General features: G+C 55.9%; 17 protein-coding genes. All 17 read right to left on the bottom strand.

What is annotated here, in order from left to right; genetic code table 11:
• Positions 1–53: 53 nt before the first annotated feature.
• Positions 54–398 (bottom strand): head decoration protein, encoded by a 345-nt coding sequence (locus C8K63_RS14545; RefSeq protein WP_108217339.1) that lies wholly within the window; start codon positions 396–398, stop codon positions 54–56.
• Positions 395–1,549, bottom strand: a complete 1,155-nt coding sequence (locus C8K63_RS14540) for a head maturation protease, ClpP-related (RefSeq protein ID WP_108217338.1) — start codon at positions 1,547–1,549, stop codon at positions 395–397. Before C8K63_RS14540 ends, C8K63_RS14545 begins: the two co-directional genes overlap by 4 nt.
• On the bottom strand, positions 1,546–3,030 hold the full coding sequence (locus C8K63_RS14535) for a phage portal protein (RefSeq protein WP_108217337.1): 1,485 nt from the start codon (positions 3,028–3,030) through the stop codon (positions 1,546–1,548). The genes C8K63_RS14540 and C8K63_RS14535 overlap by 4 nt, the downstream gene beginning before the upstream one ends.
• Positions 3,030–3,236, bottom strand: a complete 207-nt coding sequence (locus C8K63_RS14530; protein WP_027923826.1) for a phage head-tail joining protein — start codon at positions 3,234–3,236, stop codon at positions 3,030–3,032. Before C8K63_RS14530 ends, C8K63_RS14535 begins: the two co-directional genes overlap by 1 nt.
• Before the next feature lie 53 nt (positions 3,237–3,289).
• Entirely contained in the window at positions 3,290–5,299 is a 2,010-nt protein-coding gene (locus tag C8K63_RS14525; RefSeq protein WP_108217336.1) for a phage terminase large subunit family protein, read from the bottom strand.
• Between the two features lie 3 nt (positions 5,300–5,302).
• Positions 5,303–5,902: a terminase small subunit gene (locus C8K63_RS14520; protein ID WP_108217335.1), complete on the bottom strand. Its 600-nt coding sequence runs from the start codon at positions 5,900–5,902 to the stop codon at positions 5,303–5,305.
• 479 nt (positions 5,903–6,381) lie between these two features.
• The gene (locus tag C8K63_RS14515; protein ID WP_108217334.1) at positions 6,382–6,828 is read right to left on the bottom strand and encodes a DUF1737 domain-containing protein; all 447 of its coding nucleotides are present in this window, start codon (positions 6,826–6,828) and stop codon (positions 6,382–6,384) included.
• 128 nt (positions 6,829–6,956) lie between these two features.
• Complete coding sequence (locus C8K63_RS14510) at positions 6,957–7,292, bottom strand: phage holin, lambda family (protein WP_108217333.1); 336 nt, start codon at positions 7,290–7,292, stop codon at positions 6,957–6,959.
• A 414-nt stretch (positions 7,293–7,706) separates the two neighbouring features.
• Entirely contained in the window at positions 7,707–8,678 is a 972-nt protein-coding gene (locus C8K63_RS14505; protein WP_108217332.1) for a GTP pyrophosphokinase family protein, read from the bottom strand.
• Positions 8,678–9,775, bottom strand: coding sequence for a nucleoid-associated protein (locus C8K63_RS14500; protein WP_108217331.1), 1,098 nt, complete (start codon positions 9,773–9,775; stop codon positions 8,678–8,680). The genes C8K63_RS14505 and C8K63_RS14500 overlap by 1 nt, the downstream gene beginning before the upstream one ends.
• A gap of 763 nt (positions 9,776–10,538) precedes the next feature.
• Entirely contained in the window at positions 10,539–10,928 is a 390-nt protein-coding gene (locus C8K63_RS14495) for an antiterminator Q family protein (protein WP_178086786.1), read from the bottom strand.
• Positions 10,929–10,932: 4 nt separating this feature from the next.
• Positions 10,933–11,253: a hypothetical protein gene (locus C8K63_RS14490; RefSeq protein WP_108217329.1), complete on the bottom strand. Its 321-nt coding sequence runs from the start codon at positions 11,251–11,253 to the stop codon at positions 10,933–10,935.
• Complete coding sequence (locus C8K63_RS14485) at positions 11,225–12,562, bottom strand: site-specific integrase (RefSeq protein ID WP_256594950.1); 1,338 nt, start codon at positions 12,560–12,562, stop codon at positions 11,225–11,227. The genes C8K63_RS14490 and C8K63_RS14485 overlap by 29 nt, the downstream gene beginning before the upstream one ends.
• Positions 12,562–13,062, bottom strand: coding sequence for a hypothetical protein (locus C8K63_RS14480; RefSeq protein WP_108217328.1), 501 nt, complete (start codon positions 13,060–13,062; stop codon positions 12,562–12,564). The genes C8K63_RS14485 and C8K63_RS14480 overlap by 1 nt, the downstream gene beginning before the upstream one ends.
• The gene (locus C8K63_RS14475) at positions 13,062–13,883 is read right to left on the bottom strand and encodes a replication protein P (RefSeq protein WP_108217327.1); all 822 of its coding nucleotides are present in this window, start codon (positions 13,881–13,883) and stop codon (positions 13,062–13,064) included. The genes C8K63_RS14480 and C8K63_RS14475 overlap by 1 nt, the downstream gene beginning before the upstream one ends.
• Positions 13,883–14,629: a DnaT-like ssDNA-binding domain-containing protein gene (locus tag C8K63_RS14470; protein WP_108217326.1), complete on the bottom strand. Its 747-nt coding sequence runs from the start codon at positions 14,627–14,629 to the stop codon at positions 13,883–13,885. Before C8K63_RS14470 ends, C8K63_RS14475 begins: the two co-directional genes overlap by 1 nt.
• Positions 14,629–14,937 carry a hypothetical protein gene (locus tag C8K63_RS30805; RefSeq protein ID WP_256594949.1) on the bottom strand — a complete coding sequence of 103 codons (309 nt, stop codon included), beginning with the start codon at positions 14,935–14,937 and terminating at the stop codon, positions 14,629–14,631. The genes C8K63_RS14470 and C8K63_RS30805 overlap by 1 nt, the downstream gene beginning before the upstream one ends.
• Positions 14,938–14,973: the final 36 nt, after the last annotated feature.

The raw sequence follows: 14,973 nt of genomic DNA, 5'->3' as shown, positions 1-14,973 counted from the left end.
CTCCAGAAAAGCAAAACCCCGCTCAAGGCGGGGTTGGGATATAGGGGACTGACTTAGCGGGCAATCACAAACTGAGCCGCCAAGGCACCCTCGGCCTCAACATCGAAACCGGTCAAATGCACCTCGCTGACCTCGGCCAGCCGCACCACGGCACTGGCGCGACGCTCTTCGGTCGATTCACCCAGTGGCCCGTAGAGGATGCAGGTCGCCACTTCGGTGCCGTCAGTAGCGGCGGGATCGTAGGGGGCAAACTCATTGGTCGCCGTGACCAGCCCCAGTACCTGACCAGCATTCAGTGCGGCACCAGCGGCCACCAGAATGGATTCACGAGAGATCTTCCCGGCCCCTTCGGAGAGCAGAAACTCGCCGGCGTGTAGCGTTTCGTACTTTACGGTCATGCTCGTGCTCCTTTTGCACTGTTGGATTGCCCCGCATGGACGGCCTGACGGGCTGCCCAGATCGAAGACGGATTCGGTTGTTTCGCCTGCACCTTCGGTGCTGGGTCCTCGTCGAGGGGCACGCTGTTGTCGATTTCGAAACCGTTGCCGCTACTGACGATCTTGTCGAACAGCCGCGCGCGTACCGCCGGCTCATCCAGCCCCGCTGCCACGTATTCGGCGCCCAGTTCTGGCAGCCTTGCCGCGACACACAGGTCATGCACCGCCTTGGCCCGGGTCAGTCCCGCCAAGACAATCTCTTCGCTTTCAAGTTGGGTCGAACTGAGCAACGGCGCGACCAGGTTGCTGATCCCCGCCTCCGCGCAACGTTGAGTTATCAGTAGCGCCAGCTTGGCCGAGTCGACCACGGGTGCGGGTGGATCGTTTGGCGCCGGCTCCGACTCCGGATCTGGGTCAGGCAACTCATCGAGCTGGGCCAGCAATTCAGCCGGGGTGTGCTGGTAACGCTGCATCACCCCGCCCTGCCCCAGACACGCTTTGACCTGCACCCCATCGCCCACCTCATCGGCCAGCCCCAAGGCAACCGCCTCACTGGCGGTCAACCATGTTTCGGCAGCCACCAAACCCCGTAACTCCACCTCATCAATGTTCGGTGCCTTGGCTTTGTAGGCCGCGATGATCGCCTCCATGGTTTGGTCGAGGACATCGGCCACTTTGCGAAAGCTATCGGCGTCGCCGGCCGCGTAGGTCCATGGGTTATGAATCATCAGCATGGCGTTGGACGCGATCACCACCTTGTGGGCACCACACACCGCGACACTGGCCGCGCTCGCGGCCAAGGCATCGATTCGTGCCGTGCAACGCTCGCCCAGCCGTGACAACGTGTTGTGCATGGCCAACCCGTCAAACAGGTCGCCGCCGATGCTGTTGAACGCCGCGATCACCGGCGACACGCCATCATCGACGGCGCGCAGATCCTGCATAAACTGACTGGCCGTAATGCCCCAGGTGCCGATCTCGCCGTACACAAAGACTTCAATCAGCCGCTCGGTGGCTTCACCGCTGGCATGCACGGCGTACCAGCTTTTGTCCTGCACCGGCACCCGCTGGCCGGCCTTGTTGTAAATGCGCGGCGGCGTTTTCTTGCTCATGTCTGCTCCTTGTCGTCGAACGCCTGGAGCAGTTCGACGAGCGTGCTGTAATTAAGACCTTTACCGCGAGCGCGCTCGGCATCGGCGGCGTTTTCTTCGTCCACCGTTTCGGCGTCATAACCGGTGCGCAGGACCATTTCGCTACGCGAGGCAAAGCCGGCGTTCACTTCCATCGTGCGTGACTGAACATCCTGAACCGGATGGATATACGCCCAGCCTTGTGGCACCCAGCGTGTACGCAGGTACTCACGGCGGCGTTTGGCGTAGTCCGGCAACAACACGGCGCCGCTGAGCACTGCCATGTCCATCCACGCGGCCCGCACCGGGCGACACAACTGGTGCACATACACACCAAATTGCAGCTGCTCCAGTCGACGCCGGAACTCAGTGAGCACCACCCGCAGCGCTCGGTCATTCACTTCGCGCATGTCGCCGGTGAGGATCTCGTACGGCATTCCGGCGCCGGCCGCCGCCGCCATCAATTGCTGACGCATGAAATCCGGGTAGTTGTTGCCGGCATCTGGCGGCGAGGAAAACTCGACCTCCTCGCCCGGCAGCAACTCCTGCATGGTCCCGGGTTCCAACGCCACCATGGGCGTGAAACCATCCGAAGCGAGGTTCAGCGGCGCACCGGTCACCGGGTCTACCGGGGTCTGGATGTCATCCGGTGAAGGTTTTTTAATAAAACCGGCGAACAGGTTGGCCACCTCCTGGCGGAACAACACCGCATCGTCATAGTTGTCCAGGCTGCGCAGGCGTTTGAGCACCGGTGATAAACGCGGCAGACCACGCAGCTGACCCGGTTCGACCGGCTCAAAAATGTGCAGCACTTGGCTGGCCGGTACGCGCACCAACTGGTTGTAGCCGCTGTTCAACGACGCGGCATCGCCGGGATGCGAGCGATACATCCAGTACGCCACCCGGCGACTGTCCGTGCTGAACTCAATGCCGGCGCGAATGACGTTGCCGTTACGGGCCATTTCGGATTTGTCGTGTGGCACAAACTCCGGTGCCAGCACCTGGAGTTGCAGCGGCACCACCAGCCCCTCATCGAGGCTGCGCGGGCGCAGGCGGACAAAACACTCACCGGCTGTTTCCACTGTCCGGGCAATCAGCGCCTGCTGTCCGTAAAAGTCGGTGAGACCATCGGCGTCGGATTCTTCGGTCCAGTCGGCCCAAAGTTCCTGCAGCAAATGCCGAAGCTCGTCATCCTGGGTTTTCGGCCGCGGCGTGATACCGGTGCCGATCAGGTTGCTGACCCGCTTGTCGATGATGTTGAAGGCGTACGGGTCGTTGCGCACCGCCGCGCGGGAACGTGAGCGCAGGTTGCGCAGCGCCGGAATGGCAATGCTGTTGAAGCCGGCGTCGGGCGCATCCCAGCTGGCGGAACGACGCCCTTCGGCCGCGCCTTCATAGCTGGCCTTGATGTTCGAGGGAATCAAGAATCCGCTGCGGCCCAAGGTGGGAAAGTGACGAGCCATTACAGTCCCTTGCCTCCATGGTAAAGCCGCACGATGCGCGAACGAGGTCCGGCCGCCGCGATCAACGAGCTACGAATTTCGTCGCGTGCCCTGAGCAATTCGTCGATGTCGCGGTACTCGACGTTGCGATCGGCGTAACGCACGATTTTTTCGCCACGCGCAATTGCCTTCTCGACCGCATCGAGTTGCTGTTGGGTAAAGGCCATGGGGATCGCTCTAAAGTAATAAGACAACGTGGGTTGCAACGGTGCGCCTTCACTCAGCGTCGTTTTTTGAGGTAGCCGCTGCTGGAGCTTCGACGCTGTGGCGGCCGTGCAATCGGCAGCGGTGCTATTACCGGCTTGGCCGGTGGAGACACGGGATCAGGCGGTTGCTGCGGAGATGGTGCCGGAGCGCGGACACGTTCGACTGCAATGACTTTTTCACCCGCAGGCGCCGCCTGCAACAGGGCGCTTCTCACTCGTTCCCAGTCGTGTTCCTTGTAGCGATTCAGGCCCAGGTAATGCGCCATCGCCAAGCTGTACACCATCAAGTCGAGGGCTTCGTTGCGCTCCGCCTTGCCCTTGACCCATTCGATTTTTTTGTAGCCTTTGATGTACCGAGTCACCTTGCGCTCGGCGACGCACTGGGCGAAGAAATCATCCGGCAGGTCGTTAGCAAAGTGCAGCGCACCGGGACCGTCCTCCACCGGATAGCGGTTGTAAATCCAGTCCTTGGCCGTGTCGGTACCGATGAACCACAGCTCGACACCTTTGCGTTCGGTCAAGCCTTTCCAGGTGACATCCATCATCGATGGCCGTTGTGCAATCACTGGCCGACCCGACTTGCTCGCGCCCTTGACGGCAAAGATGTTGCGCCAGCGCCGCAGCCGGCAGAACTGGTACACCTCGTCGGTGTGGTTGCCGCCGGAGTCAATGCCGGCTGCGCGGATTGTCAGGTCTGCGCCACACGGATGCGGATAACGCGCCTTGAGTTTGTCATCGAGCACCGACCAGGTGCGTTCGTCGGAAGGATCACCCCAAATCACCTGGTAATCGATGATCCAGCGCTCCATGCCGGCGCCCCAGCCCACCACCATGAACTCCAGCCGATTGGCTTGAACATCGACCGAGGCCGTGAGCATCAGCACGGCGAACGGCATCGAACCCAATCCATAAGTTTCCAGGCGGGCCCGAGCCATCAGCACATCGGCTTTGGTTTGCTCTTGGGCGCTGTCCCAAACCTTGGCCAGACGGGTGTTGTAGAACACCTGCATCGGCTCCAGATCACCGCGGGACATGGCGGTCTTGGCCTTCTCGAACTGTTTGGCCAGAGCGGCCCAACCGGTCCAGCCGGGCGGCGAGTACAACGCATTGAGGTTGAAGCCAACGGTTTCACCATCGCCCTGGGCATGGGCGCGCCATTCGCCCTTGGCCAACATCTCACCCTTGTGGTGTTCCTCGATCAGCACATCACAGTCAGACCCGGCGCACTCGTAGTGTGCCCGTTGGCAATCTGCCGAGTAATGCAGGCGTTCCCATTCCAGGACTTGCATGTGCCCGCAATTCGGGCACGGCACGTAGTAAAAACGCTGGTCGCTGGTCTCGAACAAATCGGCAATGCGCGAGGCACCCCGGATCGTCGGCGAACTGGAAAAGTAGAACTTGGCGTTGCGGCCAAACGTACTGCCCCGGGTTTCCGCCAGCTCAATCGGGTCACCCTCCTCGCCCACGTCCACCACCCAGCGATCCACTTCATCACCATAGATGTACCGGGCCGACAACTCCGACAGATTCGCTGCCGAACCGGCGGTGGTGACATACAGCGAACCACCTTCAAACTCTTTGGTGTCCATGGTGTTGCGCGCATCCCGCGAACGGTTCGCGGCCACTCGTTCGCGCAGCACCGGGGTGGCCTTGATGGTCTTGCCGATGCGCGACGAGACTCGTTTGGCCAACCCCAAGCTGGGCAACAGCGTGAGAATGTTGGACGGTGCCATATGGATCAGGCCGCCGATCCAGTTCAAGGCAATTTGGGTTTTCATTAACTGCGAGGCCACCATGGTCACCACGCGCTTACACGGATGTGCCGGCGACAGGCAACGCATGGGCTCGCGGGCATACGGTGTTCGTGCAGTGCGGTACTGTCCTGGCTCGGCAGCCCCTGCATCCCGCGGGATGCGCATGAACTCGTCAGCCCACTGATCGATCCAGACATCCGGCTCTGGCCTCAGCCCGCGGAAATAAGCCTCCCGGTACACCGCTGCACCGTCGGGCATTTCCGCTGACATGGATTAGCTCGCTGCAGTCAAAGAATGGATGAGATCTGTCGAGGACATCCGTTCGGCATCGTCCAACACCCGGCGCAATGCGGCAGTGAGGTGCTTCTCGATTTGCCAGTGATCACTCATGGCGGCCAATTCGGGAGCCAACTGTGGCGGCATACCCAGCAACAGATCCCGTAACATCCGCCCGGTCGTGTATGCCGCCGTTTTAACGGCCTCCAACTCGACGTGGGCGCCGCGATTTTTGTGAAATTCGCTCTCGGTCAGGCGTGACTCATAAAACTCGCGGTAGGCACGAGACTCCTGAAAGTCTGGAATACCCTCGATAGTCATTGGCGCCTGCTGCGAAAAAACGGCTGAAGGCTCGCATTCGATCTGGGGTGCCGGGGAATTTCCTTCCGGCCTACGCTGTAGTCGTTCGCGCTCGTGCCGCGCCGCCACGCTGGCTTTGCTCGGATCCGCGGTGCTGAACAGCAATCGGTCCGTGGCCTCGACATCCACCATGCCGTCTGCCAGCAAAACCAGGCGACCGCTCTTGGCCAACTTCGACACATAGGGTTTCGACCAGCCTTGGCGCGTGGCGAACTCCGCTTTGGTGAGTGCTGTCATGTCCATGCCTTTCGGTGAAGCCGAAGGAGCCGTGGGTTAACCCAGAGTTAACCAACTAAGTGACTCGGTTAACTCCGGGTTAACCGCTCTGCACGCCACGGTCTGCTTGGCTTTCAGGTTTTTTTACAACGACTGAAGGAGTTAACCAACGGTTTTACTTGGTTAACTCCTTAGTTAACCGCGCTGTAAGCCACGGCCCGCTTGGATTGCAGGCGAATCAGGGGAAAACCGAGTTAACCAGGTTAACTCCTTAGTTAACCGCCCTGTAAGCCGCAGTCCATAAGGCTTTCAGCCTGGTTAACCCAGCGAGTTAACCAGTTAACTAACGTTGGCGGGGTGCCGCTAACGCGTTTGCGCGAGTCTTATGCCCCGTGTTCCTTGGAAGTTGCCAGGGTCCCCGGTGGGTTTGGAAACCCTGATCCTGCGCTGATTGAAGATCGCGTTTGAAACGGAGGCAGTCGAGATTGCGGGTGTGATGCTCATGCTGGTAGCGCTGCAATCTGGCGGGCAATCTCGTCATGAATCAGTTTGGCTGACCAGGTATGCGCGACGAGGTCGGTACCGGCTTCCAGCATCGCGGCATCACCCTCGACTGGAATAGCTGGTTTGTCACTCAGGTCGTTGTAGCTGCCCGAGAAGTCCGAAGTCCCACTGCCTGTAGCGGCACGAGCAGCGGCGGCGTCGACACTCACCAATACGGCCTTACCGACATCCGAGGCGTCCGTGATGCTGTCCGAGGTGATGTCGCCTGGCGCACCACCGACATTGCTCGACCCCTTCACCACCGCCTGCAGCACTTGAAAGCCTTCAGTGATGGAGACAGGACTTCCGTATGGCTGCCAGCCATCGGCAATGGATTGTGCCAGCTTGGTCGTCAACTCCTCAGGAGTGTTGGCGACGACGCTTTCGTATTGGGTGTAGGCCATTCTCTAAATCTCACGATTGAATGATTGAGCGGCGAGCGGCTGACAGGGCGGCGAATCACCACAGTGGAGGTGGCCCGTGACGGCATAGGCCAGCAGGAGCACAAGAGGCAGCACCCAAGGGCAGCGTTTCATGGCGCCGAATCCGATTTAGGAAACTGGAAGTCCGCGAACCGATCGGCCAGATCGGCAATCTTCTTCACGCCAAGGAAACCGATGAACACCCCCGCCGCTGTGGCGAAGTTTTGCGGTAGACCGAAGTATTCCAATAGTGGAATCAAGCCAATGGTGATCAGCGTACACAGCGAAGCTTCAAGCAAGGCCTGTCGCCGCGTGCCACCGCCGTAAATGATCCGCAAGGCACCGACCACGAATGACAATGCTCCAGCGTAAATCGTCGGCGCATGCTGCCCCAGCCACGCGAGAACGAGCAGCCATATGTCTGGTTTGTCGGGCATGCTTGTCATCCGGTTTTGTCCCTTTCGGGAAGCTCAATAGATTGGTTCCAGCAGCACTTCCCAGCACGGAGCGAAGGGCGTGGCGGAACCAAAAACGAAAAAGCCCTGCTCGATGGCAGGGCTCATAAATGGGCACAAAAAAACCGACTCAATGGTCGGGTTCTTGGAAGGCGTCTCGCTGCGTTCACAGCAACACACGCTGCTATAAAAGCAGGTCTATTCCGCGCGGAAAAGGCTTTTCCGGAGCAAATGCGAAATTAGACCCGACTCGAGCATAGGCTTTGCATTTCGTGCCGGCCAACTGATGTAGGAAATTTTCCATCGAAGGGAACGAAGCTATGCAGTTAGTCGCCGAACGGACGGCCTTGAGGGCGCTGCAGGAGCATGGGAGGGGGATCTGTCGGCGAGTCGTAGGATTCAGGTTTAGCAATTCACATCTGAAGTAACAAGACTTAGAGAGCGCCAGTCACCCGGCAAAGGCCACCGCGCTTTGAGCGTAGTACTATCACTGTTCAAAGCAAGCCAGTAAACAAAAAGAATGACACTATTGCTAAATAACCCTTTGGTTGAGGCTCTGTCTTTTATCTTTCGAGCAATATATTTTTTTGAATTCAGAAGCTCGTTGATTTCCTTAGAAAGTCCAGGCTCTAATACATCACTGAATGCATCGATTATTAGGAGTGAAGTTTTACTGTCAGGAGCGATGTATTGCCCGCCTATATGATCTCTAAACATGTTTTCAAGATCTTTAGCAAATTCCGCTCTAGGCGCATTTGCATCATCAAGCAGTTTGATGGTGCGACTAAATAAATCATCGGTTGTTTCAATCAACGCCATGCTTCTAGCCACATGTCGCTCAGCGGAGGTGGTTACCAAGCCTTTTGGTTTGTAAATATTATCGTGAACCATCTCGGCATAAGCATGTTGCAACAAGGTTCTAATCTGAACCTCGCAGCATAAGTCTTTACTGACGTTAATGTCGTCAGTTACAAAGTCTTCTAGCGGTCGAATTTCATAATGCTTTGATTGGTAGTCGAAGCTCTTTGTATTGTTTTCAATCTCTAGAAGGAAATCTTTAGAAACTTCTGCCTTCCAAGAGGCTTCGGTAGAAATGATGTCGCATATGGTTTGTATGTCTTCAGTCAAGAGTACAACAAATCGAATCCCAACCAAATCTGTCATTTGCAAGATAGGGTTGTCATAACCCTTTCTGCCGATTTTGCCAACAGCCGAGGCCGTGTCTTTGACCCTAGGCAATACAGGGATTTTTATAAGTGCTGGGGAGTGGCCTGATTCAATAAGGCTTGATTGAATTCTGCTCGCAATAAACCGTCCCCACGCTTCAAGGGGAAAACGGTTTATTTCCAAGTATTCAATAAACGACTCAGCGCTCATTATTTCTGGCTTTCAAGTCTGCTGTTAATGGTCACAATTGTAGTACCTTTCTCATCAAGCGATTCAATTTTCAAAAGATTTTCATCACTATCCGACGGAGTGCTAAGCCATACCCCATTGGTGAAAACATATTTGCGTCGACGCTTAAGCTTGGCGTTTATATATTCGTTGTCTTTGATCACCGCATTCTTTGGAAAGCTTTTTGAGTCCATAAAGGATGAGTAGCTTTCTCTTAAACCGAGCGGAAGATGTTTTTCGGAAAAGTCAGTCACACTTATGGTTGCTGCTTGACTTTTTAAATCTGACCTAAGGGCTTCGTGCAAGTCGAGTTTTTGCTCCGTTGAAATAGGAGCAGTATCAATAAAAGTTCTCGTATGCTCAAAAAAGTCCTGCGTTAGTTTTTTTGACGAAGCTTGAATGCTCATGCCAAGAAAATTACCGTAAAAATATGCAGCAGCATTTCGGGTTTCTGTAGCTGTCATCAGATGATCAAAGAGAAATGCCCTATAATCTGAAGGTGAGTACAGATGATTAACGGGTGCTCGACTGTGCACAGGAGAAATCAAACCAATCTTGTACAGTCGTTGAGCCTCTGTTAATAGCAGTTCAGATATATATTCGACATTAACGTTATCATCGTCTTCGTTTGCTCTGAAACCATCCTGTATGTCTGCTTTTATTACAGCGAGAAAAGGATGATCCTTGTCTCCAACTCGACCTCGAATTACAGCTAGCATTCCGCCTGGAGCGTTTGTGCTTAATTGAGCTTTACTTAAGTCAAGTGCAAGACTCTGGGATTTCAGGATAAAATCTTGATCACTACATGCGAGCATGGTTGCTGACTTTTGGAAGAAGCTGTCAGCATCTTCAAGAGAAATGCTCATTTCTATGCCGTGTGATTTATTCCCTAAGGCTTTTTGAATTCGTAGTTGGAGTGTGTCGAGTGCTTCTTGAGGGAAAACGCTTAGTTTTTGGCTGGTTTTCGGCAGCACCAAATCCGACCCCGATCTAGGGTGGATTTTGTGAATTATTACTTTTTCAATAGACAGACCTTCAAAACTGAAAGCTGCTTGTTGCGGAGATTCGATTGACGTCATGATTTTGCGCTCCTTTGCTTTCATATGATCAGGTAGACACTTTTTTGCTTGACGCACTGCTCTTGTGACTACACGTCCATTGCATTGGATCGGGGGGCCTAGCCATTTGAGGAACGTCACTACCGTCCTCTATCATCAATCTTATCTGACGATTCGGTCTAGCCATCATCACGACATCATCTAAATCTCGTGAGGATATCAATCGGCCTTGGCGTGACCCCTTACAGAGTGCGTCGTGGCCTAAGATAAGGCAAAACGCCACCCTCGGAAAGCCATTCAGGCAATACGTGCAGTTGACGCCGATTGAGCGCAGTTTGTCGATCCTCTTCACATTTGCGGGCTCATTCTGAGATCTTCGGTCCAAAGCTCTTCGCATACCATGTGAGCTGGTCAGAATCTTGACGGTCTCCAGCCTCTCATCAATTTCTTCCGGTCTTACAGCGAATCTCAAGCTGTATGCACATACAGTACAGCAATATGTAAATTTGGGGATGCAAGGCGACGAGATGCATGTATACCCGACGCTCAGTCGAGCGTCGTGAGGACTGCTAGGGTGAGCTTGATGAACTCTTCATTCTGATCCTTGGTGTGCAGCGGACGTTCTCAACTACGTCGGCGGAGCGATTTAGCCAATCGGTTGCATCGACCTGGTGAATCCACAACCGATAGCAGCCCTTCACGATGGGCTGCTTTGGGTCTTATTTGCCGGGCGAAGCGTCGAAGCTTCGACGTCAAATCCGTTGCATACAGATGGTCGGGGCGACTACGCGGCTTGCCGCATATCATCGACAGCACAATCGATCCATGCCGCTCCTGATCTCGCCAGCTCCCGCGTTTTCCCTTCGCTTATGCCGTAGTACTTACCAACGCGGACCATGGCCCATTTAGCACCGTAGTACAGCCAAATAATATCGCCCATCTGTTGATCACGGTGCGCGAGTCTGGCCACAGCATGGTCGATGGCCATTGCCCAGTCGTCGGTGATGCAATAATTTTTACTTGGCGACACCTGCGACATCGCCTGACGCATCAACGCAAAGGTCGGTGAGGTGTAATGGGGTATCCCGGCACCATCCATTCGCCACAACCCCCACTGTTCCAACAAGTACTCGGTATCGCCCAATGGTCGGCCTGCCGGCTTACGAATCATCATGCGTTCAATCCCCTGTGTAATTTGATCCGCCGGCACCGCGACGGTTGCTCTGTTGGTAGTACTTGTCTAGGCCAGATGTCGACGGACCTCGCTGAAGCACTGCAATTTCGCGTTGCGCCTGCTGCAATTTAAAACTCAATTGAGTCACTAACTCGTCGGAAGACAGCACCAGCCTGCTTCCCAAGACTACCCAACCTGAGCCGTTGCAATCGGTGCAAATCCGCTCATATGAAATCCCCTGGACCACCGCCTTGCCTTTGCAGATCGGGCAGGGTTCCAGCTCGATCCGCTCTCTCTTAAAGCCAAGCCCCTGCCCTATCTGCATGTTTTAAATCCTCGCCTATGGTTGATTCTTGAGTGGCCGTGCAGCCCTTATTTTCTGTGGCTTCCAGCGCATTACCGGAATCTCCAGATCTAACGTTGGTCAACATATGAATCTGCTCAAATCCCTTCTGATCTAGATGCGCGTGCCACTGCTCCAGGGCATCACGCTTGCGCCCCATCACGTCCGACTGGATGTACACCTTCACGTTGTGGCCCATCGCGTGGTTGATCAGCAGCTCACCAATCAGGTGGTCAATGCCGAGGTCGGCCCAGCCGGTACGTGCCAACTTGCGCAAGTCGTGACTGGTCCACTCGCCCTGCCCCAGCCGAACGAATACGGCACTCGCCTGCCCTTCACTGAGTGCCTTGCCGTTACGAGACGGGAACAGGAATTGACCGTAATACCCTTTGGCCCGCTGAATCTCGCGATAGCTGATGAGCACCTTGCGCACCTGCTCAGTCAACGGCAGGCGATGCTCGACGCCGGTCTTGGTGTGCTCGGCAGGAATGAACCACTCGCGCTCGGCCAGGCTGATGTGTGACCAGCGTGCCTGCCGGGTTTCGCCGATCCGCGTGCCGTGGCAGAGCATCAGCAACGCCAACAGACCATCCCCCGGGTTGTTCGCCATCGCACCGAGCAAGCGCGTCATCAGGTCTTGCAGCTGGGTGCCGCGCAACCGAGACGGCTTGATGCCGACCTTGGCCTTGGAGAAGTCATTGAACTTGATGCCCGTCATCGGGTTTGACGAAATCAGACCCAGCTTGAACGCCTGCCGAAAGGACAGGGCCAGCAACTGGAACACCGAACGTACGTAGTCGATGGAAATGCTTTCTTGCAGCGGCCACATCAGGTCACTGTCGAGGGTGGCCTTGTCGATGTCGGTCAGTGGCAGATCACCGAGGCGCGGCATGAGGTGGCACTTGATCATCGAAGCGCCGGTCTTCTTGCGCTTCTCGGACAAGCTGCGATCACGTGCCATGCGCTCGGCGTACCAGGTCAGCAACTCACCGGTCGTGACCCACTTCGAAACGGTCGAACCTTCTTCGGCAGCAACTCGAAGACGGACAGTCGGCAGCGCCGCAACCACCTGCTTGGTACTCAGATCCGGGAATCCACCAATACGGTGCCAGGAGCGCTTGCTGAGCAAGTACCAAGAGCCACGAGAACGATTCTTTGCGAAGCGAAAATGCAACGCCGGATGACTCGCATCACGCAGATCGCGGACGTGCAATTTTTTGGCGTTTCGCTCGATCTCTGCGTCCGACAGCTTCACCGTCAGAGTCTTCACCACGGCCATCCGAATGCCCATTAGCCCCCCTTCAGCAGAGATTGTAGGAGCTTGAATTTGTCGAGTGCTTCAGCATTGACCTCGCGCTCTGCCTCAACGGACAACGCCACTTCCTCGATACGCGCGGCAAGCTTTTTCATGCGATTACCGACCTCCTCGGCAAAGCTGATGACCTCGCCAGACAGCGCCGCCAACGTATCCAGGGCGCTGGCATCGGCTTTTTTAATGGTCAATACGGCTGACTGGGTTTCCTTTGGCATGTTCTGCTCTCTCGGGGATTTGATGGTGACGGCGGTACGCTGAAAATGACCGTTAACGGGTTCGCGAATAAGACCTGCCTCCTTCAACTCACCTAAGCCGCGCCGGACAGCCGGGAACTGGGCTCCTGTGGCTTCGGAAACCATCAACGAATTGAAAATGTCGTGGACACTCCAACGCTCCTGGATTGGCACGACCTGGAACACCTTGCGGGCAAGTGAAGATTGCCCGGCGAGCATGTTTTGTTGCTTGGCTGCATTCATCAGAAGCCACCTGTGGGATGGATTGGATCAGGGAGGGAGTTCAAGCAGGTACCTGGAAGCGAGGCTTGTTGCTGCTCGCGCTTTCCCGGGCCATTGGCAAAACGAGCCAGCAACTGTGCACGGGCGACTTTGCCGTCAAGCGGGATCGACTGTTGCGACATGGTCATCAACAACCGCGCCTCGCCGTACTCTTCCGCAAGTTGCGTTTCGAGCTTTTGCGAGTCGTGGCCGATGCCAATGGCGATGTCTTCGAGCGGCTGTCGGCTGACCAACATCCGGATGGTGATGTCATAGGCGCGATCAAAGACCTTGCTGGCCTTCTCGGACACCAGGCTGTTTAGGTTATGCATCTCGCATTGAAGGGCGGCATGACGTACCGCCGGGTGCGACCACTCACGGGAAAATGCTCGGCTCGGGTCCAAATTGAGCAGAGCTTCACGAAAGGCCTTAGCGTGCGAAGGAATGCCCAGCATTTCAGGAGTTGGCTGACACCACTTCACAAACTTACCGACGCTCGGCGCGAAATCGCTGCCGTGCTGTCGGCAGTTCTGCAAGCCGTACCGAATCTGCTCGAGAGTATTGATCTCGGCGGCGACGAAAGCCTTGACCCAGCTGCGTTTTGCAGCGCGTAGGGCTTCATCATCGGGCCAAGCTTGCTTCCACGCGGGGAAGATCGCCTGTAATTCCTTGAACAGCGCGTTAACGACATCAGCGGTACCGGGCAGCAATTGTTTCCGCGGCTCCAGCGTCACGGGCGGCAGGTTGCTCATCTTGCTCAGCAGTCGGTTGGCGCTCTGAGGCACGCTTTTGGCTTGGGTCATCACAAATCACCAAGGTCATCAGACCAGGTCGTGTCGTTGAAATCTGGGCCATTGACCTGCTTCACGGGAAATTGCCGAATGTTTGAACTGGCCGTTTTGGCGACATCGCGCTTGATCCACTTCACGAGCAGGCTGACCCAGGCTGCTTGCGTCTCGAAACGACCACTGGCGGTGTAATGGCAAACGAAAGCAGCCGTGGCCTCCGCGGTGAACGTAGTTAACGGTAGGGCCATCCGTAGCGCGTAAGCCTGCAAGAGCTGTTGATCAGGCACCCACTCAAGCGACATCTCGACTGCCGCCGAACGATCGCTCGCGCCCAGAGTGTTGTGTTGATCTTTATTCTTCTCTACATCTTCTTTAGGTAACGCATTGCTAACGCTTGGAACGTTACCTTTGGCGTTAGCTGCTTTGTGGTTGGCTACCCTTTTTGCAGTGAGAAGCCTGTTTTTGGCGGTTTTCCCGTTATGACGCTCGAAATGCGGGAGGCTGATTACGCCATCCACTTCTTGCATCCATGCCACGGATTTCATGTGCTCGCAAAAACCGATAACGCCCACCAGCCGATCAAGTAACTTTTTGCTAACGCTCGGAGCGTTACCGCTCTCCGTCTGCTGGTCGAACCAACCCCATACCCGCATCAACTTGCCCACTACCGCGTCCGGATCGATGTCGGCAAGGTCAGCGATCTGGCAGACCTCTGGCTTATCTAGGGTAGTGAGTTCGAATTTGATCCAATCGCCGGCCATTACATGGTCTCCTGCAGAAGCTCAGCAAGGCGAACAAGGACTTTCGGGGAGACCATTGGGTCGAATGCAGCTCGCTGGATGCTGGCTTCCGGATCATGCTTCAGGGCTGTTACTTTGTAGGGGGTGTCATTTGAGGACGCGACTCCCTTGGTAGCCAGCGCTCGGACTGTCTTCCGGACATTGTCATGCGAACTGCCTATCAGCTCGGCAATATCGTGTGGCGACATGGTGAGGCATGAGATGTTTTGCGATTGACCGAAACGTGTCACGACATCGAGGGTATTGCTTGGGGCAATGTGGCTGTGCATAATCATCGCTCTCTAGTTTTGCGAATCAGCCGACCT

Origin of the sequence: Pseudomonas sp. GV085 (assembly GCF_003050925.1) — a bacterium.
Taxonomy (GTDB): Bacteria; Pseudomonadota; Gammaproteobacteria; order Pseudomonadales; family Pseudomonadaceae; genus Aquipseudomonas.
This window is presented reverse-complemented; position numbering and strand designations above follow the sequence as displayed.

Coding starts and splice junctions, on each gene's coding strand:
- C8K63_RS14545 (WP_108217339.1), bottom strand. CDS start 398: ATGACCGTAAAGTACGAAACGCTACACGCCGGCGAGTTTCTGCTCTCC.
- C8K63_RS14540 (WP_108217338.1), bottom strand. CDS start 1,549: ATGAGCAAGAAAACGCCGCCGCGCATTTACAACAAGGCCGGCCAGCGG.
- C8K63_RS14535 (WP_108217337.1), bottom strand. CDS start 3,030: ATGGCTCGTCACTTTCCCACCTTGGGCCGCAGCGGATTCTTGATTCCC.
- C8K63_RS14530 (WP_027923826.1), bottom strand. CDS start 3,236: ATGGCCTTTACCCAACAGCAACTCGATGCGGTCGAGAAGGCAATTGCG.
- C8K63_RS14525 (WP_108217336.1), bottom strand. CDS start 5,299: ATGTCAGCGGAAATGCCCGACGGTGCAGCGGTGTACCGGGAGGCTTAT.
- C8K63_RS14520 (WP_108217335.1), bottom strand. CDS start 5,902: ATGACAGCACTCACCAAAGCGGAGTTCGCCACGCGCCAAGGCTGGTCG.
- C8K63_RS14515 (WP_108217334.1), bottom strand. CDS start 6,828: ATGGCCTACACCCAATACGAAAGCGTCGTCGCCAACACTCCTGAGGAG.
- C8K63_RS14510 (WP_108217333.1), bottom strand. CDS start 7,292: ATGACAAGCATGCCCGACAAACCAGACATATGGCTGCTCGTTCTCGCG.
- C8K63_RS14505 (WP_108217332.1), bottom strand. CDS start 8,678: ATGAGCGCTGAGTCGTTTATTGAATACTTGGAAATAAACCGTTTTCCC.
- C8K63_RS14500 (WP_108217331.1), bottom strand. CDS start 9,775: ATGACGTCAATCGAATCTCCGCAACAAGCAGCTTTCAGTTTTGAAGGT.
- C8K63_RS14495 (WP_178086786.1), bottom strand. CDS start 10,928: ATGATGATTCGTAAGCCGGCAGGCCGACCATTGGGCGATACCGAGTAC.
- C8K63_RS14490 (WP_108217329.1), bottom strand. CDS start 11,253: ATGCAGATAGGGCAGGGGCTTGGCTTTAAGAGAGAGCGGATCGAGCTG.
- C8K63_RS14485 (WP_256594950.1), bottom strand. CDS start 12,562: ATGGGCATTCGGATGGCCGTGGTGAAGACTCTGACGGTGAAGCTGTCG.
- C8K63_RS14480 (WP_108217328.1), bottom strand. CDS start 13,062: ATGAATGCAGCCAAGCAACAAAACATGCTCGCCGGGCAATCTTCACTT.
- C8K63_RS14475 (WP_108217327.1), bottom strand. CDS start 13,883: ATGACCCAAGCCAAAAGCGTGCCTCAGAGCGCCAACCGACTGCTGAGC.
- C8K63_RS14470 (WP_108217326.1), bottom strand. CDS start 14,629: ATGGCCGGCGATTGGATCAAATTCGAACTCACTACCCTAGATAAGCCA.
- C8K63_RS30805 (WP_256594949.1), bottom strand. CDS start 14,937: ATGCACAGCCACATTGCCCCAAGCAATACCCTCGATGTCGTGACACGT.